The 21,663-nt window shown below is 65.2% G+C and carries 19 protein-coding genes and 2 pseudogenes; 12 read left to right on the plus strand and 9 right to left on the minus strand.

The window, feature by feature from the left end:
* Positions 1-179 precede the first annotated feature (179 nt).
* The 4 genes from HGR_RS13735 to HGR_RS13750 form a co-directional block, all read right to left on the minus strand.
* A complete protein-coding gene (locus HGR_RS13735) occupies positions 180-491 on the minus strand; it encodes a GNAT family N-acetyltransferase (protein ID WP_006298901.1) in 312 nt (103 codons plus the stop codon).
* Between the two features lie 37 nt (positions 492-528).
* Positions 529-1,500: a Bug family tripartite tricarboxylate transporter substrate binding protein gene (locus HGR_RS13740; protein ID WP_006298902.1), complete on the minus strand. Its 972-nt coding sequence runs from the start codon at positions 1,498-1,500 to the stop codon at positions 529-531.
* A 62-nt stretch (positions 1,501-1,562) separates the two neighbouring features.
* The gene (locus tag HGR_RS13745; RefSeq protein ID WP_006298903.1) at positions 1,563-3,062 is read right to left on the minus strand and encodes an FAD-linked oxidase C-terminal domain-containing protein; all 1,500 of its coding nucleotides are present in this window, start codon (positions 3,060-3,062) and stop codon (positions 1,563-1,565) included.
* An 87-nt stretch (positions 3,063-3,149) separates the two neighbouring features.
* Positions 3,150-4,463, minus strand: coding sequence for a BaiN/RdsA family NAD(P)/FAD-dependent oxidoreductase (locus HGR_RS13750; protein WP_006298904.1), 1,314 nt, complete (start codon positions 4,461-4,463; stop codon positions 3,150-3,152).
* Between the two features lie 106 nt (positions 4,464-4,569).
* Here HGR_RS13750 and asd point away from each other — a divergent pair, with 106 nt between their 5' ends.
* From asd to HGR_RS13775, 5 genes are all read left to right on the plus strand, one after another.
* Complete coding sequence (gene asd / locus HGR_RS13755; protein WP_006298905.1) at positions 4,570-5,454, plus strand: archaetidylserine decarboxylase; 885 nt, start codon at positions 4,570-4,572, stop codon at positions 5,452-5,454.
* 40 nt (positions 5,455-5,494) lie between these two features.
* Entirely contained in the window at positions 5,495-6,649 is a 1,155-nt protein-coding gene (locus tag HGR_RS13760; protein ID WP_006298906.1) for an aminotransferase class V-fold PLP-dependent enzyme, read from the plus strand.
* A 234-nt stretch (positions 6,650-6,883) separates the two neighbouring features.
* Entirely contained in the window at positions 6,884-8,572 is a 1,689-nt protein-coding gene (locus HGR_RS17090; RefSeq protein ID WP_006298907.1) for an ATP-dependent nuclease, read from the plus strand.
* 24 nt (positions 8,573-8,596) lie between these two features.
* A complete protein-coding gene (locus HGR_RS17095) occupies positions 8,597-8,887 on the plus strand; it encodes a BrnT family toxin (RefSeq protein WP_081463551.1) in 291 nt (96 codons plus the stop codon).
* Positions 8,844-9,143 (plus strand): BrnA antitoxin family protein, encoded by a 300-nt coding sequence (locus HGR_RS13775; RefSeq protein ID WP_006298910.1) that lies wholly within the window; start codon positions 8,844-8,846, stop codon positions 9,141-9,143. Before HGR_RS17095 ends, HGR_RS13775 begins: the two co-directional genes overlap by 44 nt.
* A gap of 70 nt (positions 9,144-9,213) precedes the next feature.
* On the opposite strand, the gene purU is transcribed toward HGR_RS13775, so the two are convergent.
* The 3 genes from purU to HGR_RS13790 all read right to left on the minus strand — a co-directional run bounded on the left by purU (position 9,214) and on the right by HGR_RS13790 (position 11,414).
* Entirely contained in the window at positions 9,214-10,062 is an 849-nt protein-coding gene (gene purU / locus HGR_RS13780; RefSeq protein WP_006298911.1) for a formyltetrahydrofolate deformylase, read from the minus strand.
* Positions 10,063-10,204: 142 nt separating this feature from the next.
* On the minus strand, positions 10,205-10,522 hold the full coding sequence (locus HGR_RS13785) for a BTH_I0359 family protein (RefSeq protein ID WP_006298912.1): 318 nt from the start codon (positions 10,520-10,522) through the stop codon (positions 10,205-10,207).
* Positions 10,523-10,631: 109 nt separating this feature from the next.
* Positions 10,632-11,414 (minus strand): DUF3108 domain-containing protein, encoded by a 783-nt coding sequence (locus HGR_RS13790; protein WP_006298913.1) that lies wholly within the window; start codon positions 11,412-11,414, stop codon positions 10,632-10,634.
* Between the two features lie 71 nt (positions 11,415-11,485).
* On the opposite strand from HGR_RS13790, the gene HGR_RS13795 reads away from it, so the two are divergent.
* From HGR_RS13795 to HGR_RS13825, 7 genes and pseudogenes are all read left to right on the plus strand, one after another.
* On the plus strand, positions 11,486-12,499 hold the full coding sequence (locus HGR_RS13795) for a fumarylacetoacetate hydrolase family protein (RefSeq protein WP_006298914.1): 1,014 nt from the start codon (positions 11,486-11,488) through the stop codon (positions 12,497-12,499).
* A 26-nt stretch (positions 12,500-12,525) separates the two neighbouring features.
* Positions 12,526-12,885 carry a DUF2946 family protein gene (locus HGR_RS13800; RefSeq protein WP_006298915.1) on the plus strand — a complete coding sequence of 120 codons (360 nt, stop codon included), beginning with the start codon at positions 12,526-12,528 and terminating at the stop codon, positions 12,883-12,885.
* 143 nt (positions 12,886-13,028) lie between these two features.
* Positions 13,029-15,239, plus strand: coding sequence for a TonB-dependent receptor plug domain-containing protein (locus HGR_RS13805; protein WP_006298916.1), 2,211 nt, complete (start codon positions 13,029-13,031; stop codon positions 15,237-15,239).
* A gap of 122 nt (positions 15,240-15,361) precedes the next feature.
* Positions 15,362-15,856: a copper chaperone PCu(A)C gene (locus tag HGR_RS13810; protein ID WP_006298917.1), complete on the plus strand. Its 495-nt coding sequence runs from the start codon at positions 15,362-15,364 to the stop codon at positions 15,854-15,856.
* Between the two features lie 114 nt (positions 15,857-15,970).
* Positions 15,971-16,642 (plus strand): PhaM family polyhydroxyalkanoate granule multifunctional regulatory protein, encoded by a 672-nt coding sequence (locus HGR_RS13815; RefSeq protein ID WP_006298918.1) that lies wholly within the window; start codon positions 15,971-15,973, stop codon positions 16,640-16,642.
* 72 nt (positions 16,643-16,714) lie between these two features.
* Entirely contained in the window at positions 16,715-18,106 is a 1,392-nt protein-coding gene (locus HGR_RS13820) for an FIST signal transduction protein (RefSeq protein WP_006298919.1), read from the plus strand.
* Positions 18,103-19,458: pseudogene (locus HGR_RS13825) on the plus strand (MFS transporter); the annotation flags it as partial. The gene HGR_RS13820 and the pseudogene HGR_RS13825, both read left to right, overlap by 4 nt.
* A 95-nt stretch (positions 19,459-19,553) precedes the next feature.
* Here the strand turns inward: HGR_RS13825 and HGR_RS13830 are convergent.
* A complete protein-coding gene (locus HGR_RS13830) occupies positions 19,554-21,314 on the minus strand; it encodes a methyl-accepting chemotaxis protein (protein WP_006298921.1) in 1,761 nt (586 codons plus the stop codon).
* 42 nt (positions 21,315-21,356) lie between these two features.
* Positions 21,357-21,663 (minus strand): annotated as a pseudogene (locus HGR_RS17995) (methyl-accepting chemotaxis protein); the annotation flags it as partial.

Here is a 21,663-nt window from a genome sequence, read left to right on the forward strand (position 1 = left end):
CATGGATCAGACCACCCAGCAGAACGCCGCCCTGGTGGAGGAAATGGCGGCGGCGGCCAGCAACCTGAGGGCCCAGGCCCAGGCCCTCGTGCGTTCCATGCAAGTATTCAAACTGTCGGATGGGGCGACAGATGCCCCTTCCGTGCCCCGACTGCCGGAGCGCTGAATCGGGTTTGCGGCTAGCTCAGGAAGGCGGCCCTGGCGTCCGGCCGCACGATCGCCAGGTACTCGGGGTGGCGACGGATGTAGCCGGCGATGAATTTGCAGACCGGGATCGCCATCTTGTTCTGCGCCTTCACGTCGTCCAGCGCATATCTCGCCAGCTGGCTACCAAGACCTTGCCCTTCGAAGGCGGCAAGGATCTCGGTGTGAGAGAAGAGCACGGCATCTTGTCCTACGAGGTTGTACTCGGCAAACCCGGCCAGCGTTCCGCCCGAGGCGATTTCGTAGCGGTGCTGGGCGGCGTTGTTGCTCAGCGCGATGTCGGGCATGGCGGTTCCTCGGTCGACTCGGTCGCGATGGGCTGAATCACTTCGACTGGAAACCGCTGGCCTTGATGATGCGCGCCCAGCTGGCGCGGTAGGTGCGTTCGCGCTCGCCGAGTTGCTGCGGGCTCATGTAGTCCACCGTCAGGCCCATTGCGGTCAGCCGCTCGCGCACCTCGGGCAAGGCCAGCACGCCCGCCAGTGCGCTGGCGTAGCGATCAATCACCGCGGGCGGCGTGCCCTTGGGCGCGAACAAGCCGTAGTAGGGCAGGTCCTCAAAACCCTGGATGCCCAGTTCAGCGAAGGTCGGCACATCGGGCAGGGTGGCTTGGCGCTTGGTGCCGATCACAGCCACCACGCGCAGCTTGCCTGCCTTGTGGTTTTCAATGAAATCCGGCACCGAGCCCGTGCCCGCCGCGATCTGATTGCCCAGCATGTCGGCCATCATGGGCGCGCTGCCGCGGTAGGGCGCGGACTGAAGATCCAGTTTGTTCTGCTGGCCGATCACCTGGACGAGGAACTCCGGCGTGGAAGCCGGGGCTGGCGTTCCCACCGTGCCGCGCGCCTTCACGTCCTGCTTCACCCAGGCCAGGTATTCGGCATAGGTCTTGGCCGGGGTGCCGCCCGACACGGCCAGTCCGTTGGCGAAGGTGGCGAAACCGGCCACGGGCACGAAGTCCTGGTCGGGATCAAAGCCCGGGTTCCTGAGGGTCAGCGGCAGGATGGAAATGCTGTGATCGTGCGAGAGGAAGAGCACCGAACCGTCGGCCGGCGCGGCCTTGAGTGCCTGGGCCGCGAGCTGGCCGCCCGCGCCCGCCTTGTTCTCGACGATGACGCTGGCCTTGAGCGGCTTTTCGAGCTTCTCCGCCAGGATACGCGCAATGGCGTCCGTGCCCCCACCGGGCGGAAAGCCCACGAAGATCTTGACGGTGGAGGTGTCAGCCAGCACAGCGCCGCTCGCGAGCAGGGCGACCGCGGCCAGGCCCAGGGCGCGGCGCTTAAGGTTCAGGGACATGGGTTCTCTCCAGAAAGAAGGTCGCGAAAGTTTGGGGACGTCGAAACAGAAAGATCAGAGGGTCAGAAGCGGGGCAGGTCGGGGTGTGCGATCTTGCCTCCGCGCACCAGCATCTTGCCGTACTCGGCGCAGCGGTTCAGTGTCGGAATCACCTTGTCGGGGTTGAGCAGGCCCGCCGGATCGAAAGCCTGCTTGACGCCCAGCATCTGCGCATGTTCCTCGGCGGTGAATTGCACGCACATGCTGTTGAGCTTTTCCACGCCCACCCCGTGTTCACCGGTGACCGTGCCGCCCATGGCGACGCTGGTTTCCAGGATGTCGGCGCCGAACAGTTCGCAGCGGTGCAGCTGGTCCGGGTCGTTGGCATCGAAGAGGATCAGTGGGTGCAGATTGCCGTCACCGGCATGGAAGACGTTGAGGCAGCGCAGCCCGTACTTGCCCTCCATCTCCTGGATGGCTTGCAGGATGTCGGCCAAGCGCTTGCGCGGGATGGTCGAGTCCATGCACATGTAGTCCGGTGCCAATCGGCCGCTGGCGGGGAAGGCGTTCTTGCGCCCACTCCAGTAACGCAGGCGCTCGGCCTCGTCGCGGCTCACGGCGATGGCCGTGGCTCCGGCCGAGCGCAGCACCTCGCTCATGCGGCCGATCTCTTCTTCCACTTCCTCGGGTGTGCCGTCGCTTTCGCACAGCAGGATGGCGGCGGCGGACAGGTCATAACCGGCGTGGACGAAGTCCTCGACCGCGGCCGTCATGGGCTGGTCCATCATTTCCAGGCCGGCCGGGATGATGCCGGCCGCGATCACCGCGGCCACGGCGTCGCCCGCGCGCTTCACATCGCCGAAGCTGGCCATGATGCAGCGCGCAAGCTGGGGCTTGGGCGTCAGGCGCACCGTGGCTTCCACGACCACGGCCAGCATGCCTTCGCTGCCGACCAGCACGGCCAGCAGGTCGTAACCCGGCGCGTCCAGCGCCTCGCCGCCGAATTCCACCGCCTCGCCCTCGACCGTGTAGCCGCGGACCTTGAGCACGTTGTGCACAGTCAGGCCGTACTTAAGGCAGTGCACGCCGCCCGAGTTCTCGGCCACGTTGCCGCCGATGGTGCAGGCGATCTGGCTGCTCGGGTCCGGTGCGTAGTACAGGCCGTGCGGCGCTGCGGCCTCGCTGATGGCGAGGTTGCGCACGCCAGCCTGCACGACGGCCGTGCGGCTGGCCGGGTCAATCTTCAGGATGCGGTTGAACTTGGCCAGGGACAGCGTCACGCCCATCGCGTGCGGCATGGCCCCGCCCGACAGGCCCGTGCCCGCGCCGCGCGCCACCACGGGCACGTTCAGCGCATGGCAAGCGCGCAGCACCCCCGCGACTTGCTCTTCGGTCTCGGGCAGCGCCACCGCCAAGGGCCGCTGGCGGTAAGCCGTGAGGCCGTCGCATTCATAGGGCGTGGTGTCCTCCTCCTGCCAGAGCAGGGCATGGGCGGGCAACACCGATTGCAGGGCGCGGACGACCTCTGATTGACGAGCCTGGCGCTCGACGCTGCGGATGCTGGGCTCGGTAGGTGCATTCATGGCGGGGTCATCATAAATAATCGTCGCGCCTGGGTCGAGGCCAAGGCTGGGCTGATGATCGAAATCCGGCCGAGATGTCGTCGAGATTCAAGGGCGAGGCATCGCGAGCCAGTCCACCATGCCCTGCGCCGCCGAACGTCCGCTCGCAAAGCAGGCCGTCAGCAGGTAGCCGCCCGTGGGGGCTTCCCAGTCCAGCATTTCGCCCGCGCAGAACACGCCGGGCAGCGCGGTCAGCATCCGTTGCTCCGTCAGCGCCTCGAAGCGCACGCCGCCTGCCGTGGAGATGGCCTCGGCCACGGGGCGCGGCGCCGCGAGGGTCAGCGGCAAGTGTTTCAGCGCAGCGGCCAGCGTGGGCGCATGTTGCATCTGCTCGCGTGTCAGCAACTCGTGCAACAGGCCCAGTTTCAGCGAGCTGAGGTTCAGCCGGCTTTTCAGGTGTGACGACAGCGAGCGGCTGCCGCGCGGGTGTTGCACGTCGGCGAGCACGCGCTCGGGCGTCAGTTGCGGCAGCAAGTCCAGGTACAGCGTGGCAGACCCGTCGCGTTCGATCTGGTCGCGCAGCGCGGCGCTGGCCGCGTACACCAGCGAGCCTTCGATGCCGTGGGCCGTGATGACAAACTCACCGGCCCGTGACGCGAAGCCTTCGGTCTCCAGCGCGACGGGCTTGACCGGCTGGCCTGCGAACTCGGCCGCGAAGCGCTCGCTCCAGCCGGGTGATTGCGGGTCCGGGTTCGGGTGTGCCGCCGTCGCGGCCACGTCGAAGCCGCAATTGGCGGGGCGCAGCGGCGCGACATGCACGCCGCGCGCCTGCAGCACCTCCACCCACGCGCCGTCCGACCCGAGCTGTGGCCACGAGGCGCCGCCCAGTGCCAGCAGCGTGGCGCGCGGGCGCACGAGGCGCTCACCCTCGGGCGTGGCAAAGCGCAGCGCTCGGCCGGCCTTGTCATCTCCCGTTTGATCCTCTTCCTGATCGGTCCAGCCCAGCCAGCGGTGCCGCATCGCGAACGTGACGCCTGCCAACCGCAGCCGGTGCAGCCAGGCGCGCAGCAGCGGCGCGGCTTTCAGGTCGCTGGGGAAGACGCGGCCCGAGGTGCCGACGAAAGTCTCCACGCCCAGGCCCGCAGCCCAGGCGCGCAGCGCGTCGGCGTCGAAGCCGCGCAGCAGCGGCTCGATTTGCTCGGCACGCGAGCCGTAGCGGCTCACGAAGGGCGCGAACGGTTCCGAATGCGTCAGGTTCAGCCCGCCCTTGCCCGCGAGCAGGAACTTGCGGCCCACGCTGGGTTTGGCGTCGAAGACGGTGACGCTGTGGCCGGCGGCGGCCAGCACTTCGGCAGCCATCAGGCCGGCGGGACCGCCGCCGATGATGGCGACGTCGGGATGCCTCGGGTCAGGGAAACTCATGGCTCGCATTGTCTCGTGGACGGACGCCTGCGCAGGTGAGATCGCGTCGCCGTGGCGAGATAATCGCCCGCTTATCCTCGCCCGTCATCCGAAGAAAGCTTCGTCCATGTCCGATCGTCTTGCGGTGCTGCCGCAGTACCTGTTCCCGAAAAAAGCCATCAATGTGTTTTCCGGCTGGGTGGCCGGCTCGGCCATGGGGGGGGTGACCACCGCCATCATCCGCCGCTTCATCCGCCGCTACGACGTGAACATGAGCGAGGCCGCCGAACCCAACCCGGCGGCTTACGCCACCTTCAACGATTTCTTCACGCGCGCATTGAAGGAAGGCGTCCGCCCCCTGGCCGATGCCGACTGGATCTGTCCCGTGGATGGCGCCATCAGCCAGTTCGGTGCCATCGAGCGCGACCAGATCTTCCAGGCCAAGGGCCATCACTACAGCACCACGGCCCTGCTGGGCGGGGACGCCGCGCTGGCCGCGCAGTTCGAGCATGGGCATTTCGCCACGCTCTACCTGAGCCCGCGCGACTACCACCGCATCCACATGCCCTGCGCGGGCACGCTGCGGCGCATGGTCTACGTGCCGGGGGATTTGTTCTCCGTCAACCCGACCACCGCGCGCGGCGTGCCGGGCCTGTTCGCGCGCAACGAGCGCGTGGTCTGCATTTTCGATACCGCCCGCGGGCCACTGGCCCTGGTGCTGGTGGGCGCGACCATCGTGGGCAGCATGACCACCGTCTGGCACGGCCAGGTCAACCCGCCGCGCCGCCCGACCGTGATGGAGTGGCTGTATGAAGGTGCGGGCGAGGGGGCTGGGCAGGGCCGACCGGTCACGCTCGGCCAAGGCGCCGAAATGGGCCGCTTCCTGCTGGGCAGCACCGTGGTGCTGCTCTGGCCCGGCAAACCGGGGGCGTCCGGCCTGCAATTCAACCCGGATTGGGCGCCTGGGCGAGCCATCCGGCTTGGTGAGAGAATGGCCGACTCAAAAGCCTGACACCGGTTTCAGGGAAGTCAGGCATCCCTAGGAGACTTCCATGCCCGCTTTGCTGCCCAACGTCGATCCCGACGGCCTGCTCGAATTCTCGGTGGTCTACACCGACCGCGCCCTGAACCACATGTCCAAGCGCTTCCAGGGCGTGATGAAGGACATTTCCACCATCCTCAAGGACGTGTACAAGGCCCCATCCGCCGCCCTGGTGCCCGGCAGCGGCACCTTCGGCATGGAAGCCGTGGCGCGTCAGTTCGCCACCGGCAAGAAGACCCTGGTGATTCGCAATGGCTGGTTCAGCTACCGCTGGACCCAGATCTTCGAGATGGGCAATATCCCGGCCAGTTCCACCGTGCTCAAGGCCCGCCGCATCGGCACCGGCCCCCAGGCACCGTGGACACCCTGCCCGGTGGACGAGGTGGTGGCCACCATCAAGGCCGAGAAGCCCGACGTGGTCTTCGCCCCGCACGTCGAAACCGCGGCCGGCATGATCCTGCCCGACGACTACCTGAAGAAGGTGACGGACGCCGTGCACGAGGTGGGCGGCCTCTTCGTGCTGGACTGCATCGCCTCCGGCTGCCTCTGGGTCGACATGCAGGCCACCGGCGTGGACGTGCTGGTCAGCGCGCCGCAAAAAGGCTGGAGCGGTTCCCCGGCTTGCGCCATGGTCATGCTCAGTGAGCGTGCCCGCAAAGCCATCGACGGCACCACCAGCACCAGCTTCGCGGCCGACCTCAAGAAGTGGCTGCAGATCATGGAGGCCTACGAAAACGGCGGCCACATGTACCACACCACCATGCCCACCGACGCCCTGGCGCGGCTGGACCAAGTGATGCGCGAAACGCGCGACTACGGCTTCGACAAGGTGCGCCAGGAACAGCTGGCCCTGGGCGCCAAGGTGCGTGCCCTGCTGGAAAGCCGGGGTTTCGTCAGCGTCGCGGCCGAGGGCTTCAAGGCCGCGGGCGTGGTGGTCAGCTACACCACCGACACCGACATCCAGAACAGCAAGAAATTCCTCGCCCTGGGCCTGCAGACCGCCGCCGGCGTGCCCCTGCAGTGCGACGAGCCCGCGGACTTCAGCACCTTCCGCATCGGCCTCTTCGGCCTGGACAAGCTGCACAACCCGGACCGCAGCGTGGCGCAGCTTGCTGCGGCGCTGGATAAGTTGGGCTACACCGAGAAGGTGGCCAAGGCGGCTTGATCTTTTTCATCCCAAATCAGAAAGCCCCGGCTAATGAGAGCCGGGGCTTTTTATTTGCGGGCATTCGGTGACTTGCAATGGATCCAGTTTTGTTGCCACCAAAGGTGAATATTCAAGACTGGAGCTGAAAGTCGTTGCTCAATGTCCCTTTGGGGGATATCTTTGGAGCCTCGCGTCTCGTAGATTTGACGTCGAATCGGGCGCAACAATTGAGAGCTGTCTAGGGAGTAAATGATGAAGCTCGCAGAGATTCGTGTTCGGAATTTCCGGTCTATCGAAACAGAGCAACGACTGCCGATTCCTGGATCAATGACGTTGGTCGGACCAAACAACTCCGGTAAGACAAACTTACTTCGTGCAATCCAGCTATTGTTCACTGGACAAGCAAACATCTATGAATACGATCGTGCCTACGATCTTACGTTTGGGGTTGGACGCAACCGAACAAGTATCACTGCAACATTCGAGGGCGACCCAGCGATAGATTCCAATATCTATGGCGACCTTGACGAATTGCACAAGCTTCAGGGAACGACGCGAAACGGGAATCAGATACCTCTGACGCTGTATTTCACGGATACAAACACTCCTGTTTACAGCTTCTTCCCAAACGTGAAGCGCCCTCCTAAGGCTGAGGGAGTGCAATATTCACGAACACATATTGCTCTGCTTAGTAAGCTGCTTGGTCGATTCAAGCTTCACTATGTGCCGTCGGCAAAGAGCATAGATGAGATATACGATGAATTGCTAACCCCGTTTTTGCGGCGCAAAGTTTCTGCTGTCATTGAGGCTCAATTGACGGCGATCGAGTCGGTTTTAGACGAGGCTGCGGCTGCGTTAAATGCAGAGCTTAAATCGGCTGAGTTGAACGGATTCACGGCTCGATTTTGTGTTCCAGATGAATCGATTGAGGACCTTTTATCAGGCTTCGATTTCAATATTGCTGATCCACATGAGACGCCTATTCATGAAAAAGGAATGGGCGTTCAAACAACCGCTCTACTTGCAGCATTCAAGTGGATCACGCAGCAAGAAAAGAGTTCCGGCCATGAAGTAATTTGGCTTCTCGAAGAACCAGAGTCGTACTTGCATCCTCATCTTGCAAAGAGTTGCAGCGCCATTCTGGAAAGTCTGTCCCAGGATTCGACAGTGGTGAAGACCACGCATTCAATGGCGTTTGTTCCACAAAACCCTAGATTTCTTCGTGGCACTAATTTGACAAAAACGAGTCGCTCCGAAGTTGTCGAATACAAGACATATAGTGAAGCGACTCACGCTATTAGAGGTGCGCTTGGAGTTCGCTTTGGAGATTTCTACAATCTTTCTGAGCTCAATGTATTTGTCGAAGGCCCGACTGATCGTGAAGTGTTCACGTCAATTCTTGGGTTGCTTCCAGTCGACATTTACCCGTTTCCCAAGCTACGACTCGCACAAATTGAGGATTTTGGTGGCGTCAAACATCTTTCTGGTTTTTTGCGTGCGACCTATCAATTTATTAAATCGGAGCGTCCTAACGTAACTGTTTTCGACGGCGATGATGCTGGCGAAAAAGAGCGCCGAGATTTGCAGGGGTTTTTTGGTCAAAAAGAAATCCCATTTGAAGCTAATTTGCATTTCGTATCTGTTCGCTCACGTTTCGCATTAGAGGGTCTCTTTCCCGACGAATGGATAAAGGAGATTCATGCTGAAAACGCTACTTGGTTTAGTACTTATGCCATTGATGCTGCCGGTGTGCTCGAGCCATTCACAGTTAAAGATGATAAAAAATCTAGCATTCAAACAAAACTACAAGAGAAAGTGGCTCAAGCGGTAGGGCTGGGGAGTTTTGATTGGGCATCTCGGTTTTTGCAAGTGTTCGAGGTAATTGACACTGCTCTTGCAAAGCAAGACCTTGCTTTGAATCCACAAAAATACCCGTTTTAATGGAGCGAAGTAGAGCGGTTCTGATTGAGGGCAGCTGAGTCAGCGCGGCATTGCCCAGGGGGCGTCGGTGAGAAGACGCTCGCGGACCGGGGGCTGGACTTTGAGGATGCTCTCGAGGTTTTTCAGGGCCTGACGGTCGAGCTGGAGGAAGTGCGCAAGGACTATGGTGAGCGCCGCATCCTCTGCTTCGGTCTGCTGGCAGGCCGGATGGTGGTGGTCGGGTACACCCCGCGTGGCGCGGTACGCCACATCTTCAGCATGCGAAAGGCCAATGACCGTGAGCAAACCCGCCTCGCGCCGTATTTCGGGCTCTGATCTGGCGCGCGTGGATGCCCACGTGGTCAAGCCAGCGGAGTACAAGGAACTGCCCGGACTCACCGATGAGATGCTGGCCCGTGCCGTCGTCAAGCGTGGCGGTCGGCCGCGTTCAGAGGATCCGCGTCAACTGATGAGCCTGCGTTTGCCCGCCGAGGTCATTGCCCGCTGGCGTGCCACCGGGCCAGGCTGGCAGACCCGCATGGCGGAGCGTCTCGCCAGAACACCCCTGCCACAGGGTAGAGCTGAAAACTGACGTGCTGACCACGCCACAAAAAAGCCCCGAGTCGCAAGACGTCGGGGCTTTTGATTTTCAATTGGACGGTTTACTTGAAGATTACCGTCTTGTGCCCGTTCAAGATCACGCGGTGTTCGCTGTGCCACTTCACCGCGCGCGCGAGCACCTGGCTTTCGGTGTCGCGGCCGATGGCGGTGAAATCTTCCACGGTCTTGCTGTGGTCCACGCGGGCCACGTCCTGCTCGATGATGGGGCCTTCGTCCAGGTCGGCCGTCACGTAGTGGGCGGTGGCGCCGATCAGCTTCACGCCGCGGTCATGCGCCTGGTAGTAGGGCTTGGCGCCCTTGAAGCTGGGCAGGAAGCTGTGGTGGATGTTGATGGCCTTGCCCGAGAGCTTGCGGCAGAGGTCGTCGCTGAGCACCTGCATGTAGCGCGCCAGCACCACCAGTTCCGCGTTCTCGGCTTGCACGATCTCGAACTGCTTGGCTTCGGCTTCCGCCTTGGTCGCCGCCGTGACGGGGATGTGGTGGAAGGGGATGTTGTAGCTGGCCGCGAGTTGGTAGAAGTCGCGGTGGTTGGAGACGATGGCCCGGATGTCGATGGGCAGCAGGCCGATCTTCCAGCGGAACAGCAGGTCGTTCAGGCAATGGCCTTCCTTGCTGACGAAGATGAGGGTGCGCACCTTCGTCTCTGCGGGGTTCAGCCGCCATTGCATCTGGAAGGGCTCGGCGAAGGCCTTCAGCTGAGCTTGCAGGTCGGGGTAGCTGACCTGGCCGCAGGAGAAGCGCACGCGCATGAAGAACAGGCCGGTGTCCGGGTCGTTGTACTGCGCGGCCTCCTCAATGTTGCCGCCACGCTCCAGCAGGAAACCCGAGACGGCATGCACAAGGCCCAGGCGGTCCGGGCAGGAGAAGGTGAGGATGTAGGCGGCGCTCATGGCTGGGACGAATGGCGGTTGGAGTAAGCGGAGAGAGGAGGCCGCCATTGTCGCAAAAGCCGGCGCAGAGGCGCGGGCCGCCGGGGGAGAGCCCCCAGAGCATGCCCTTGGGCCGGCGCGCGGCCAGCCCAGAGCCCGAGGCTCAATGCACGTGCAGGGGCAGGGTGGCCAGTTCGGCGTACTGCGCGAGGGTGTTTTCGACTTCGTCCTGCGTGGGACGGTTGCGCTGCCACTCGCTCAGGCGCTGCTGGAAGAGTTCAGCCCAGGCGCCGTCGAGGAAGAGTTCCTTGCCCGAGCGTTTGTCCACGATTTCGAAACCGTGTCGCATCAGCGTGGGGCGGTCGGCCATGTATTCGTCATCGGGGTCGCTGACCGTGACGCGCCCGTTGTCATCCTGGTGGATGGGGCTGGCCAGCAGGTGGGTGACGATGAAAGACTCCGAGTCGTACAAGGTATGCATGGTGTCAGTCTATAGGCAGTTGGCGAAAGCCGGGTAATGGCACGGTTACAGCCGCAAGTTTCATGCTGGATTAGGCAGGTGGGGCTCCCATGGCGGGTTTCAAGATGCATCAAGGGCTTGGCAGGTCCGTGATGGATTGGCTCCAGCGCAAGTCCACGTCGCTGCTGCGGCCCTCGCGCAGGCGGATGCGCGCCGGCATCCAGTTCAACGCGGGCGCCAGCCAAAGTTCCGCGCCCAGGTTGTCCGAGGCTTCCGGCAAGCGCAGCAGCTTGCGCGTGCGCAATGGTCCGCCCGGCAACGCCAGCGTCTCCTCGCCTTGGATTACCAGGCGCCAGCGCTCCACGCTTTTGCCATTGCCCAGCACGGGCAGGGGCATTTGCGTGCCGCTGGGCGGCAGGAAAGGCAGGGCGGCATCCATGGCAAACAGGCAGGCGAGTTGGATGTACAGACTGACCAGGTCTTGCGTGCCCGGGTCCAGCGCCGCGGTGCCGCCCCGGGCCAGGCGCGCCTCGGCATGCGGCCAATCGAATTCCGTGTCGCGTTCATGTTGCGCGCGATCGGTGTAGCGCAGGGGTTGCAAGCCCGTGGGGGTGATCGTCCCCGCGCTGATGCGCTCGCGCGTGCCCAGGAAGCCCGCATCGAGCCGCAGCCGCGCTTCATAGCCGCCCGGCCCGTGCCGCCATGTCAGATCGCCGTCGGCGAACAACGGCAAGAAGGCCACCGTGCCGCGAACGTCGTAACGCAATTGCCGTGGGGCGGGAATGGCGTCGGGCGTGATGCGGGGCAGCGTGTTCGCCGCGCTGACCGAGGGGCCCCAGGCCAGGCCGGGCAACAGGGCCAAGCCCGCGCGCATCAGCCATGCACGGCGGTGCAAAAGCTCGAAATCGCTCATGGTGTAATCACAGCTTGCGACTGAGCCACATGGATTGCGGCACGGTCGCCGATGGAAACGATTGCATCCCGATGAAACTCGCCACCTACAAAGACGGCTCACGCGATGGCCAGTTGCTGGTCGTCTCGCGTGACCTCAGTCAGGCCCATTATGCGACCGGCATCGCGCAGCGCATGCAGCAGGTGCTCGACGACTGGAACTTTCTCGCCCCGCAGTTGGAAGACCTTTACGCCACCCTGAATCAGGGCAAGGCCAGGCACGCTTTCCCTTTCGACGTGACGCAATGCATGGCCCCGTTGCCACGCGCCTTCCAGTACGCAAGCGCCCTTGGTGGCGCCAACCACCTGGACTTGCTGTACCCGGAGCTGACGGGCTTGGAGGCCCCGCTGCTGTACCAGGGCTACGGCCATTTGCAGGGGGCCAGCGACAAGGCCTTGTTCGCCGACGATGGCGCCACGGCGATCTCCGACACGGACCCCGGCATCGACTTCGAGGCGGGGCTGGCCGTGATCACCGGTGATGTGCCCGCGGGCGCGCCACCCGAGCAGGCGCTGGACGGTGTGCGCCTCCTCACACTGACCAACGGCTGGACCTTGCGCCAGCGTCTGGCCGAGGAACGGGCACGGGGGCTGGGCTTCGTGCAAGCCAAACCCGCCGTGGCGTTCAGCCCCGTGGCCGTCACGCCCGATGAACTGGGCGAGTCCTGGACCGGCGGGCGCGCGCACCTGACCTTGCAGACCACCTGGAACGGCCGCACCGTCGGTTTGTGTGATGCAGGTGACGCCATGGAGCTGTCCTTTGGTCAACTGATCGCGGGCCTGGGCGCCACGCGGCGCGTGCGCGTGGGCAGCATCGTCGCCAGCGGCGCACTCAGCAACCGCGCGGTGGAGGCCGATGGACGTTGGGACTGGCCCAAGGGCTATGGCTGCATCGCCGAAAAGCGGGCCATGGAAACGCGGCTGGACGGCCAGCCCGCCACGGCCTACCTGAAGTTCGGTGATCGCCTGCGCATCGAGATGAAGGGCCGTGACGGTCTGTCGGTCTTCGGCGCCATCGAACAACAGGTCGCGCCCAGGGCTGCCTGACCTGCCGCCCGGTATCATCGCGCCCCATGCAAACCCTGCGCCGCGCCCGCTACCTCGCCCGCCTCGTGCTGGCCGGGTTCGCGCTCGCGCTCGGCGTGGCCATCGCCTCGCCCATCGTGCAGCCCAAGACGATGGAGCTGGTGTGCGCCGCCGATGGCGTGATGAAGTGGGTGGCGCAGGACGGTGAAGAGGGCGCGGCTGCCAGCCATGCCCACGCGCTGGACTGCCCCTTGTGCGTTCAAGTGCTCACACCGCCCTCGGTGCCGGTGAGCGTCCTCCAGCACGATGCGCCCCTGGCCCGTGCGCTGCTCCCACTCGTGGCAGCGCACATCGCGGGCCGCACGGCTTCGCCCCTGCCGCCTCGCGGCCCGCCTGCTTTTTCCTGATCCTGTATTCCGCAGTGCGCGCCCGGCCTTGATGCGCCGGCTCTCGCCTGCGTTGACCGCCGCGCGCGCCCGTGCGCGCAGCCTCTTCTCTCGCCGCGTGCGCTGCGTCTGCGCGCGCCGGTGCTCGATCCAGGAAAAAGCCCATGAAATCCCCCAAGTCCCAGAATCTGTCGTCGTTCAAGAAGCGCAAGCTGACCCCCGTGCTGTCGGCGGTCCTGCTCGTCTCCGGCGGGGCCGCGCTGGCCCAGTCCACCCCACAGGGCGAAGCCGCCCGCGACTTGCCCGCCGTGCGGGTCGTCGCGCAGGAAATCAAGCCGCCCTTCGAATCCTCGTTGACGGGCGATGCCCTGGACGCGCGGCGCTTCGGGCGCAATGACACGGCCTCGCTGCTCGAGGGCACGCCGGGCCTGAGTTTTTACTTCGGTGGGGGGGTGTCGAGCCTGCCTGTCATCAACGGCCTGGGCGACGACCGGCTCAAGATCACGGTGGACGGCATGAGCATCACCTCCGCCTGCCCCAACCACATGAACCCAGCCCTGTCCTACCTGGACCCGGCGGCCTTGGGCGCCCTCAATGTCTACGCCGGCATCGTGCCGGTCAGCCAGGGCGGCGACAGCATCGGGGGCGCCATCGCCGCCACGTCCCGCCCGCCGGTCTTCGCCGAGCCGGGCCAAGGCGTGCTCACCACGGGCAGTTTCTCGGCCTTCGCCCGCAGCAATGGCGACGCCAAGGGCGTGAGTCTGCAAACGTCGGTGGCCACCGAGAACTTCAGCCTGGGCTACACGGGCAACACGGCCGAGTCCGACAACTACGAGGATGGCAAGGGCAAGGAAGTCGGCGCCAGCCGCTACAAGGTGCGCAACAACGAATTGGATTTCGCCGCGCGCTCGGGAACAGACCTCTACACCCTGAGCGTGGGCTGGCAGGACATTCCGGTCCAGGGTTTCCCGAACCAGGCCATGGACATGACCGCCAACAACAGCCTGTCCATCAATGCGGCCTACAAGGGCCAGTTCGACTGGGGCGCGCTGGAAACGCGCGCCTACCGCCAGCACGTGGAGCACAAGATGGACATCTTGCGCGAGAAGGGCGGCGAGATGCCCATGGACACGGACGCGGTGGACCTGGGCTATTCCATCGTGGCCACCCTGCCGTGGAGCGAGGGCAACACCGTGCGCCTGGGCCACGAGTTTCACCGCTACACACTGGACGACTGGTGGCCGCCGCTCAACGATAGCTTCATGGGGCCGCATGACTTCTGGAACATCCGTGACGGCAAACGTGACCGCCTGGCCGTCTTCGCCGAGCTGGACAGCAAGTTGAGCGAGAAACTGTCCACCCTGGTGGGCCTGCGCCTGGAGCAAGTGCGCATGGACACGGGCGATGTGCAGGGTTACCACACGGCCGCCGATGGCAGCTACAACTCAGGAGCCGATAGCTATGCGGACTCCACCTACAAAACAGACGCCGACGAGTTCAACGCCAAGAACCACAAGCGCAAGGACCTGAACTGGGACCTGACGGCGGCGGCGCGTTACGTGCAGAGCGAGGCCGCCACCTACGACGTCGGCGTGTCCCGCAAGACCCGCTCACCCAACCTGCACGAGCGCTACACCTGGTCGAACGAGGCCATGATGGCCGGCCTGATGAACAACTGGTTTGGCGACCTGAACTCCTACGTCGGCGACCTGGACCTCAAGCCCGAGGTGGCCTACACCGTCAAGGCCGGGGCCGACTGGCACGACGCCGCCCGGCGTGATTGGCAATTGGCGCTGTCGCCCTTCTACACCTACGTGAAGGACTACATCAACGTCGAGGCCAACACGGACGCCAACCCCTACAACATGAGCATGCTGACGGGGCGCCAGTCGCTGCGCTTCATCAACGAGGACGCCGTGCTCTACGGCCTGGACCTGTCGGCGTCGAAGTACCTCGGCCGCGCCGGCGGTGACTGGACCACGCGCGCCTCGCTCAGCTACGTGCGCGGCAAGACCACCGACGGCGACAACCTCTACAACATCATGCCGCTCAACAGCCGTCTGGCCTTGGACCACGCCCTGGGCGCCTGGACCCAGACCCTGGAAGCCGTGCTGGTTGATGCCAAGGACCGCGTGAGCGAGGTCCGCGCCGAGCAGGAGACGGATGGCTACGGCCTGCTCAACTACCGCACCCGCTACAAGCTGACCAAGGCCGTGCGCGTGGATGCGGGCGTCGACAACCTGCTGAACAAGCAGTACGACCTGCCGCTGGGCGGCCTGGAATATGCCAGCGCCGACATGATGGCGGGGGTCGCTCCCGTGCCGGTGCGCGCGATGGGGCGTTCCGTCAACGTCGGCGTGACCGTCGATTTCTGAACCCGGGCGGCGGTCGCGCCGCCCCGAGGTCTCGCTTTGCGACCTCTCACGGGCTGACGCGTCGCGTCCTATGATCACTTGTCCGCCGGGCCACCGGCATTCACCTCCAGAGGAGTTTCACCATGAACATCAAACACCTGATCGCGCTGCTCGCTTTCACCGCCGCAGGCACGCTGCAGGCCCAGACCGTCGAGGTCAAGGACGCCTGGGCGCGCGCCACCGTGCAGGGCCAGAAGGCCAGCGGCGCCTTCATGAAGCTCACGGCCAAGGAAGGCACCCGCCTGGTTGGCGTGAGTTCGCCGGTGGCTGGCGTGGTCGAAGTGCATGAAATGAAGATGGAAGGCGATGTCATGAAGATGCGCGCCATTCCCGGCCTGGACCTGCCCGCCGGTCAGACCGTCGAGCTCAAGCCGGGCGGCTACCACGTCATGCTCCTGGATCTGAAGTCCGCCTTGCGTGCGGACCAGAGCATCCCGGTGACCCTGCTGTTCAAGAACGCGCAAGGCAAGGAAAGCCGCCAGGAACTGCAAGTGCCGGTGCGCGCCATGGCCGCTGCGGCAGGCGCGCAAGGCGGTCATCAGGACGGTGGCCATTCAGAGCACGGCGGCAAGCACTGAGCCCTGTGACCGGCCCGCGACAGGCGTCGCGGGTCTGGGGTTTCTTTGCCGCGGCACCGACCCGGTGCCAGCGGTTCGCGGTAAGCTGCGTGCACAGAACCTTGCCGCGCCACCATGAACCCGAAGTCCAACCCCCAAGGCTTGGGCGCCGATTTCGGCGCCTACGTGCCGGGCTTTGACTTTCTGCAAAAGCTGGCCCACGGGGACCCGCAGGCCCTCTACGCCAGTTGGATCGCCCCCACGCTGGACCCGAAGGTGCTGGACCAGCGCATCGGCGAACTCAAGGCCGTGTTGTTCTGGCTTGAGCAGAACACCGCCGCCCTCAAGGCCACCTTGCAAGCCTTGGAATTGCAGAAGATGACCCTGGCCGCCCTGCGCAGCATGGGCAGCCCGATGCCTGGCGTGGCGCCGGCGTCCGATGACCGCACCTCGGCCTCCGGGGCTTCAGCGACGTCTGGGGCAACCGGTGCGCAGGCGCAGCCTGGGGCGGCGCCCTTCATGGCCGATGCCATGCAGTACTGGGGCGCCCTCACCCAACAATTCCAGACCATCGCCGCCCAGGCCATGCAGGAGGTCGCCGCGCGCAGCGCCGCATCCGCTGCCGCGAACGCTGATGCTGATTCGGCACCCAAGCCGGCTACTGCGCCCGCGGCCGAGGGCCAGTCACCTCGGGCTTCGGATGAGGCGGCGCGCTCTGGGGCGGCGGACCCAGCCGCGCGCGCGGCGCCCGCTGGCGCGCAGCCCCGCCGCGGTGCGAAACCCAAGCCGGGCCAGCCTGATGCCTGAGCGTGAGTCTGGCCCCGATCCCGACGCTTGAGCCTTACGCCTGAGCCCGACACGATTTTTCCTGAGCTTTCCATGAACCGTTATCTCATTGCCCACGCCACCCATCCGCAGTGGCGCATGGCCGCCGCGCTGGTGCTGGCGCAGCTGCGCGCCCAGTTGGCCAGCCGCGCCGCCGAAGGCGCGGGCTCCGCGCCCACCTTGGCCTTGCTCTACATCACCGACCATTACGCGAACGAGGCCGAAGCCATCCTCGCGCACCTGGGGGACGAACTGCCCGAGGTGACGGATTGGTCCGGCACGGTGGGGGTGGGCGTCGCGGCCACGGGTGTCGAGTACTTCGACGAGCCCGCGATGGCCGTGATGCTGTGTGACATACCGGCCGATCAGTACCGCGTTTTCTCGGGCGTGACACCGCTCGCCCCAGGCTTTGCCGCGCAGACAGCCTTGATCCATGCCGATGGGCATGCCCCCGACTTGGGCGAGTTGATCGAGGAGATGGCCGCGCGCACCAGTTCGGCTTACCTCTTCGGCGGCTTGACCGCCAGCCGCCGAAAGAGCGTGCAGTTCGCCCAAAGCGGTGACGGTTACCTGCGTGGGCAGGGGCGCAGCAGCGGCGTGTTCCATGGTGGCCTCTCCGGAGTGGCCTTCGGCCCTGGCGTCGCGCTGCTGTCGCGGGTCACCCAGGGCTGCGCGCCGGTGAGCCCCGCTGGGGGTGAGCATGTGATCACCGAGGCCGAGCGCCATGTGGTGTACCAACTCGACGGAAAACCCGCGCTGGACGTGCTGCTCAAGGAGCTCGGCGTGACGCTGGACCAGCCGCAGCAGGCCTTGGAAGCGGTGCGCGCCACGATGGCCGGCCTGGTCGAACCCAAGGCGCAGGATGAGCGACGCAAGCGCCAGGCGGCAGACGACCATGCGAACGCACGCCTCAACTCGACCGGCCGCGTCATTGGTCGCGGCGGTCTGTTCGGCCCGGACGTGCGGGTGCGCCACATCGTGGGGCTGGACCCACAGCGCGGCGGCGTGGCCTTGGCCGAGCACGTGACCGAGGGCATGCAACTTGCTTTCTGCCAGCGCAATGTGCAGGCCGCGCGCGCGGACCTGATCCGCATCTGCACCGAAATCCGCGCCGAGCTGGAGCCAGACGATCTGCTGCTCGACAGCGCCCCCTTGTCCACGCCCAGCGCTGGATCGAAGGGGACGTCCGAGCAGGCCGCGCCCACCTTGGCGGCGCGTCCCGCCGTGCCCGCGCGCGAGATCGCGGGGGCCCTCTACGTGAGTTGTTCTGGCCGTGGCGGCCCGCACTTCGGCGGTCCCAGCGCCGAACTGCAACTGGTGCGCCACGCCCTGGGCGACGTGCCGCTGATTGGCTTTTTCGCGGGCGGTGAAATCGCGCACCGGCAACTGCATGGCTACACCGGCGTGCTCACCGTCTTCCTCGCGTCCGAAGGGGCTGCGGCATGAGCGCGCCCGTGCAGTCGGAGCAGTCGGAGCAGCCATTGAACTCCGCCGCCGCGCAGAGCCCCGCGAGCGGCCAGTTCGCCTTGCTGCGCGAGCGCCGATTTGCGCCGTTTTTCTGGACCCAGTTCGCGGGCGCGGCCAATGACAATCTGTACAAGTTCGCCTTCACGGTGCTGGTGACCTACCAGCTCCAGGTGAGCTGGTTGCCGCCCGTGCAGGCGGGGCTGGTCATTGGCGCGCTCTTCATCCTGCCTTTCCTGCTCTTCTCCGCCACCAGCGGCCAGCTCTGCGACAAGCACGAGAAGAGCACCATGATCCGCTTCGTCAAGAACCTGGAAGTGCTCATCATGCTGGCCGCGGCCTGGGGCTTTCTGGCGGCCAACGTGCCGGTGCTGCTGCTGTGCATCTTCTTGATGGGCCTGCATTCCACGCTCTTTGGCCCGGTCAAGCACGCCTACCTGCCGGTCGCGCTGCACGCGCGTGAACTCACGGGCGGCAATGGCATGGTGCAGATGGGCACCTTCGTCGCCATCCTGCTGGGCAATATGGTCGGCGGTCTGCTGATGACGCTGCCTGCCTCCAGCCCGGTGTCAGGCGCGCAGGCCGCGGCCTTGGCCTGCCTGGTGGTGGCGGTGCTGGGTCGACAGGCCGCGGCCCGCGTGCCCCAGCTGCCCGCCACCGACCCGGGCCTGCGCATCAACTGGAACCCGTTCAGCGAAACCTGGCGCAACCTGCAACTGGCGCGGCGCGACCCCGTGGTGTTTCACTCCCTGCTGGGCATCAGCTGGATGTGGTTCTTCGGCGCGGTGTTCCTGTCGCTGTTCCCCGCCTACGCCAAGGACGTGCTGCGCGGCAACGAGCAGGTGGCGTCCCTGCTGCTGGTGCTGTTCTCCATCGGCATCGGGGTCGGAGCCTTGCTGTGCGAGGTGCTGGAGCAGCGTGCCGGCGCGGTGCGCCGTTTCCTGGCGCCGCTGGGCGCCGTGGGCATGAGCGTGTTCGCGATCGATCTGTACTTCGCTTCGCGCGGCCTGCCAGCCGTGGATCTGATGACGCTGGCCGCTTTCGTCGCTCAGCCGCCGCACTGGCGCGTGATGGCCGACCTGCTGTTGCTCAGTCTGTTCGTCGGTCTCTACAGCGTGCCCATGTACGTGCTGATCCAACGCCGCAGCCCGCCCACGCACCGCGCGCGCGTGATCGCTGCCAACAACATCCTCAATGCCCTCTACATGGTGGTCAGCGCCTTGCTCGCGGGAGCCTTGCTGGATGCCGGTGCCACCATCCCCGAGGTGTTCCTCTGCATCGGCGTGGCCAACGCGGCGGTCACTTGTTGTGTGTTCCTGTTCGTGCCGGACTATTGGCGCGAGCGGCGAGAGGCCTGAAGAACCGAGGCTGTAGGCTGTTGCTCAGTGTGGCCGAGGGACAGTGACTTGCGCCCAGCCCCTGGCGGTCTTCAGAACAATCCCCAGTCTTCGGTGCCCGTGCGGGCCAGCGTCACCGTCTCCTGGCGCGTGGCGGACGCCCGCGCGATCAGGCTGGCCACCTTGCTCGTGCGTTTCTGGGGTGCCTGGGGGGTCTGGGTCACGGGCCGCAGTGACCTGCCCGCAGCGCTGGCGTGCGGGCCGGCCGCGCCCATCCCCGTCGTGTTCTCGATCTCGTTCAATTTGAAGACCGACACGGACTCCACCAGCTCACTGGCTTGAGTCTTGAGGCCGCTGGCGGCCGCGGCCATCTCCTCGACCAGCGCCGCGTTCTGCTGCGTGGTCTGGTCCATCTGGGTCACGGCTTCGCCCACCTGGGACACGCCCGCGCTCTGCTCGACGCTCGCGGCGCTGATCTCGCCCATGATGTCGGTGACGCGCTTGATGCTGCTGACCACCTCGTGCATGGTGTCACCGGCTTGGTCCGCCAGCACGTTGCCTTGCTCCACCCGGGCCACGCTGTCGCTGATCAGGGTTTTGATTTCCTTGGCGGCGTCCGCGCTGCGGCTGGCCAGGTTGCGCACCTCACCAGCGACCACCGCGAAACCGCGGCCCTGTTCGCCGGCACGGGCGGCCTCCACGGCGGCGTTGAGCGCGAGGATGTTGGTCTGGAAGGCGATGCCATCGATGACGGAAATGATGTCGGCGATCTTGCGGCTGCTCTCGCTGATGCCCTTCATGGTGTTCACCACCTGGCCCACGGTCTCTCCGCCCTGGACCGCCACGGCGCTGGCGTTCTGCGCCAACTGGTTGGCCTGGCGTGCGTTGTCGGCGTTTTGCTTGACGGTGGAGGCCAGCTCCTCCATGCTCGCCGCCGTTTGTTGCAAGGCGCTGGCCTGACGCTCGGTGCGGGTGCTCAGGTCATGGTTGCCCCGGGCGATCTCGGCGCATGCCCCGGACACCACGTCCGAACCCTGGCGCACGCCAGACACGATGCGCAACAAGGCGCCTTGCATCTCCCCCAGCGCCGAGAGCAGCGGGGAAAACTCATCCTTGTGATCGTCTTCGACCGGCCGAGTCAGGTCCCCGTCGCGCACGCGCTCGGCAATGCTTTGCGACAGATTCAGCCGATGCTGCAGCTGTTTCGTCAACCAGACGGCGAAGACCAGCAGAGCGACGACGATCGTGCCGGTGGTCACCACCAAGGCCACAGAGATGGCGTCGACGCCTGTCACGATGAAAAGGATGTCTTCCTTGAGGGCGTTCTCCTGGTACGTGACGCCCTCGTCCAAGGATTCAAGCAATTGATTGCGCGCGGGAATGGTCACATCCACCAAGTAGCCGAAGGCCTGTTCCCGTTGTCCGGCCTGAATCAAGGCCACGTTCTTCTCGGCAATCTGCCAGAACTTGTCCATCCGGGGCGGAATGTGCGCGAATTGGGCCTTGCCCTTGGGGGTGTAAAGCGCTTGCTCATAGCTTTGCATCGTTTGGGCGATGAACTGACGCTTGACGCCGATGTCCGCCAGCGCCGCGTCGCGCTCCTGCGCATTGCGCGCCAGCATGGCGTGCCGCAGTTGCAGCGACGCGCGCGTGATGGCCAGCTCCAGATCCGCCATGGCGGCCAGTTGGGGCACGCGCACTCTTTCCGTTCTCTCGGCGAGCGCGCCGACATCGTGCAGGCGCAGGTAGGTGTAGGTCGCCAAGGCCGCCAGCGCGACGGACACGACGAGGCTCAGGGCGTACAGGCGGTGGGTGATGCCCAGGCCTCGGCGGGTTGACGATGGTGTTGGCATGCTCGGCTCCTTGTGGTGCATCTGGCAGGGGTTGGCGCCGGATCAGAAGCTCGCCCAATCGTCCGTGCCGGTCTTGGCCGAGGAGGTCGATTCGACGGTGGCATGGGCTGGCAGCGGTTGCAGACGCGTCACCTTGCTGGGGGTTTTCGGTGCGACCTGGATCGCGCTCTGGACGGGCCGCGTCGTCGCGTTGGAACGCGCGATCGCGGGGCCAGAGGTGATGGCATGGCCGTTGTCATCGAGTTTGAAGACCGCCACGGTCTGCACGAGTTCGCGCGCCTGGCTCTTGAGGCTGCTGGCGGCGGCGGCCATCTCTTCGACGAGCGCGGCGTTCTGCTGCGTGGCCTGG

This window comes from Hylemonella gracilis ATCC 19624, assembly GCF_000211835.1.
Lineage (GTDB): Bacteria > Pseudomonadota > Gammaproteobacteria > Burkholderiales > Burkholderiaceae_C > Hylemonella > Hylemonella gracilis.

Excerpts from the sequence above, each read along its gene's own strand:
- HGR_RS13735 (WP_006298901.1), bottom strand. The coding sequence starts at position 491 with ATGCCCGACATCGCGCTGAGCAACAACGCCGCCCAGCACCGCTACGAA.
- HGR_RS13740 (WP_006298902.1), bottom strand. The coding sequence starts at position 1,500 with ATGTCCCTGAACCTTAAGCGCCGCGCCCTGGGCCTGGCCGCGGTCGCC.
- HGR_RS13745 (WP_006298903.1), bottom strand. The coding sequence starts at position 3,062 with ATGAATGCACCTACCGAGCCCAGCATCCGCAGCGTCGAGCGCCAGGCT.
- HGR_RS13750 (WP_006298904.1), bottom strand. The coding sequence starts at position 4,463 with ATGAGTTTCCCTGACCCGAGGCATCCCGACGTCGCCATCATCGGCGGC.
- asd (WP_006298905.1), top strand. The coding sequence starts at position 4,570 with ATGTCCGATCGTCTTGCGGTGCTGCCGCAGTACCTGTTCCCGAAAAAA.
- HGR_RS13760 (WP_006298906.1), top strand. The coding sequence starts at position 5,495 with ATGCCCGCTTTGCTGCCCAACGTCGATCCCGACGGCCTGCTCGAATTC.
- HGR_RS17090 (WP_006298907.1), top strand. The coding sequence starts at position 6,884 with ATGAAGCTCGCAGAGATTCGTGTTCGGAATTTCCGGTCTATCGAAACA.
- HGR_RS13775 (WP_006298910.1), top strand. The coding sequence starts at position 8,844 with ATGACCGTGAGCAAACCCGCCTCGCGCCGTATTTCGGGCTCTGATCTG.
- purU (WP_006298911.1), bottom strand. The coding sequence starts at position 10,062 with ATGAGCGCCGCCTACATCCTCACCTTCTCCTGCCCGGACCGCCTGGGC.
- HGR_RS13785 (WP_006298912.1), bottom strand. The coding sequence starts at position 10,522 with ATGCATACCTTGTACGACTCGGAGTCTTTCATCGTCACCCACCTGCTG.
- HGR_RS13790 (WP_006298913.1), bottom strand. The coding sequence starts at position 11,414 with ATGAGCGATTTCGAGCTTTTGCACCGCCGTGCATGGCTGATGCGCGCG.
- HGR_RS13795 (WP_006298914.1), top strand. The coding sequence starts at position 11,486 with ATGAAACTCGCCACCTACAAAGACGGCTCACGCGATGGCCAGTTGCTG.
- HGR_RS13800 (WP_006298915.1), top strand. The coding sequence starts at position 12,526 with ATGCAAACCCTGCGCCGCGCCCGCTACCTCGCCCGCCTCGTGCTGGCC.
- HGR_RS13805 (WP_006298916.1), top strand. The coding sequence starts at position 13,029 with ATGAAATCCCCCAAGTCCCAGAATCTGTCGTCGTTCAAGAAGCGCAAG.
- HGR_RS13810 (WP_006298917.1), top strand. The coding sequence starts at position 15,362 with ATGAACATCAAACACCTGATCGCGCTGCTCGCTTTCACCGCCGCAGGC.
- HGR_RS13815 (WP_006298918.1), top strand. The coding sequence starts at position 15,971 with ATGAACCCGAAGTCCAACCCCCAAGGCTTGGGCGCCGATTTCGGCGCC.
- HGR_RS13820 (WP_006298919.1), top strand. The coding sequence starts at position 16,715 with ATGAACCGTTATCTCATTGCCCACGCCACCCATCCGCAGTGGCGCATG.
- HGR_RS13830 (WP_006298921.1), bottom strand. The coding sequence starts at position 21,314 with ATGCCAACACCATCGTCAACCCGCCGAGGCCTGGGCATCACCCACCGC.